Origin of the sequence: Microbulbifer sp. 2205BS26-8, assembly GCF_030731025.1 — a bacterium.
GTDB classification, from domain to species: Bacteria; Pseudomonadota; Gammaproteobacteria; order Pseudomonadales; family Cellvibrionaceae; genus Microbulbifer; species Microbulbifer spongiae.
This window is the reverse complement of record NZ_JAVAMR010000099.1, coordinates 1-2,908: the sequence shown is the minus strand read 5'-3', so window position 1 is coordinate 2,908 and position 2,908 is coordinate 1. Positions and strand designations below refer to the sequence as shown.

The following is a 2,908-nucleotide window of genomic DNA, read 5'->3' as shown; positions in this document are numbered from 1 at the left end:
TTGCCGGTCTGGCCATACTGGTAGCCGGTCACCTGGGTATCGGCACTATTGCTGGAGGTCTTGGAGAGGATATTGCCCAATTCGTCGTAGCGGGTGCTGAGCACCCGGTTGCCACCGGCAACCGTAGTGGCGCTGTGCAGGCGGTTCAGGCCGTCGTAGGCAAAGTTTTCCTGTTTTTGCAGGGTTTGCGAGGCACTGTAGGTCAGGCGGCTCTCCAGGGTGCCGTTGGAACGCCAGTGGTAGGCATTGTTCTGCACCTGGCCACCGCCGGTATTAATGGTTTCCAGACGCCCGGTATCCGGGTTGTAGGTGCGGTTGGTCACCACACCATTGCCGTAGGTTTCCTGTTCCACCTGGCCCCAGGCATTCATGTTATCAAACGTCTGCAGGGGGTTGTTGCCGGCGGCATCACTACTGAGGCTCTGCAGATAGCCGCGCTGGTTGTAGCGGTAATGGCCCTCCACCCCATTGGGGTAGATGATTTTATTGGTGCGGCCCTGGCTATCGTAGCCATAGCGGTGACGATAGGTGGGGGTTCCTCCATTGATAGCCAGTTGGGTTCTGATGTTATCCAGCTTGCTGTCTGTGCGATAGGTGTACTCCTCAAGGAATACCTGGGTACCGCTGTCGGTATAGCTGCGGTTCTTGAGGGCGCCAATGGCGTTGGTGGCATCATATTCCCACTGGGCCAGGCCCTGGGCATCCTGTTGTTGCAGCAGGCGGCCCAGTTGGTCGTAGCGGTAGGTGATACTCTGGCCCTTGTTGTCGGTCTGCCGGTCCATTTCACCAAAGGCGTTGTAACCGCTGGTGACCGTGCCCAGGTTGGGGTCGGTGAGGCTGGTGCGGAAACCGGCCTGGTCGATCACAAAACTGGAGGCGATTGTGCCGCTGTCACCGGTGACGGTCACGGTTTTCGGCAGGCCGCTGCCATAGTAGGTGTAGTCGGTGGCCACCGCCAGGCCGGTGGCGTCGTCCACGGTCTTGGCCAGATCGCCGTTGAGGTCGTAGTAGCTCTCCTTCACCTGGGTGCTGGTGCCCCCTTCGCCCACCACGGATTCGGTCACACGGACCTTTACCTGCTTGCCGCTACTGCCAGTACTGGTGGCATGGTGGATGGCCACAGTGCCACCACCGGCCTTGTCGATCGTTTTGAGACGGTGGCGCAGGTCGTATTCGTAACTGGTGATCGGCTTGCCATCAACCGCTGCCGCACCCTGGGCAAAGAACGGCGCCGTTTCCAGGGCCAGGCGGCCCTGTGTGTCGTACTTGAACTCGCGGCGGGAGACGTGATTGCCAGAGAACGCCTGGCTGTCCTGCTGTACCAGGCGGCCCAACTGGTCGTAATAGTACTCTGCCGTAGGGGTGATCGGCGATTCGGTCTGTACCCAGTACGGCACCTCGATGTCGCCAACCGTGGGGCAAATGCCGTGGCAGAAATTGTACTGGCTGGCAAAGGCCACGCCGTCGGCATTGGTGCGGCGCACTGTGCGCCCGAAAGGATCGTACTCGATGCGGGTGGAGCGGTTGTTGGCATCGGTAATCCGGCTGGTGCTGCCAAAGCGGTGGTCGTACGCCATGGTGATGGTGTGGCCGAGACTGTTGCTGAGGCTGGTGGCGTAACGCCGGTCGGCAAAAGCACCGTTCACCACCGTGCTGCGGGTTTGGGTACCGGTGCCATTGAGGGTGGCATCCACCTTGCCGGTGGCCGTTTCGCGGTTGATATTGCCGTGGGCGTCGTAGGCATAGGTAACCGCCAATTGGTATTTGGCATCACCGGGGTACCGGGTCAGTGTCTGCACCCGGTTGGTATTGCCGTAGGGAGTCATGGTGCTGCTGGCCACCTGGTCCGGTGTACCGGTTATCGCGCCGGCGTAGTGGCGCTGCTCCTCGGCACTGGGGAAGCCGATCAGCCAGTGGCCGCTGACGCGGTTTTCCAGCAGGGTGGTGCTTTCCACGCTGCGCCGGGGATTGCCGTAGACAGTCACGGGGATGACATCTCCCCACACACTCTGGCTTTCGCTGATCTGGGTGGAGTGCACGGTGCGACGGGTGCGCACACTGCCACTGGGCAGTTCACCGGCACTGCCATAGTTGCTGGTTTGGGGGGTGGTATCGGCAATCACATAGCCCAGGGTCTCCCCGTCTTCCAACAGGGTATCCAGGCTCTGGGCCACATAGGGGTAATAAGTGGTATTGCTCCCGACCGACAGTGCCAGGGCGCTGTGGCTGATACGCCGGCGCGTCAGCAACTCGCCGAAGCTGTGGTTGTTATGGTACTGCAGCTGCCGCGCCACTTTGCCAAAGTGGGGAAAGTCCTGGCGGAACTGGCGGTAGGTGACGATCTTGGCTTCAGTATCGTAAATCCGCTGGGCGCTATAGCCGAGGAAGCCCCAATGTTTGTCACTGGTAAGGCCCACCCCCTGGTAAGCGTACTCGGTACTGTGCCAACCGTTGCGGTAACCGTTGGAGCGGAGCATCTTCGTCACCACGGTGCGGTAGTCGCCCTCCACCGCCTCTACCGGGCTGGCATCGGGAATGGCACCGACGGAGCCAAACAGGGTTGTGCCCTCATCAAAGCGCCCCACTGCCTGCTCGCCGGGTTTGTCGGAGATCCGCTCCAACTCAAACTTGGTCTGCGCCCCCAGGCCGTCGGTCACGGTTTCGATACCCGTGGCAAAATCCTCCGGGTGGGCGGAGTCGGTCAGCTTCCAGTCGAACACCAGCGGGCTCAGGCACTGGCGGCCGCCGCCATTGGCGTTATAGGCACACAACTGTATCTGTTTGAGGCGGCGGTAATGCACCTGAACAGTGTCCTCGGGCGCCTCTTCGGAAACCGGCCGGAATTCCTGCACCAGCACACCGTCCTCGAGCGCGAACTCATACCCCGGGTCAAAGTTCGCGGGCTCCT

1 protein-coding gene is annotated in these 2,908 nt (G+C 61.1%); it reads right to left on the bottom strand.

The features are described 5' to 3' along the window. Positions 1 to 2,908, bottom strand: a 2,908-nt coding sequence (locus Q5Y71_RS16545) for a hypothetical protein (protein WP_306043186.1), incomplete at both ends; no start/stop codon positions are given.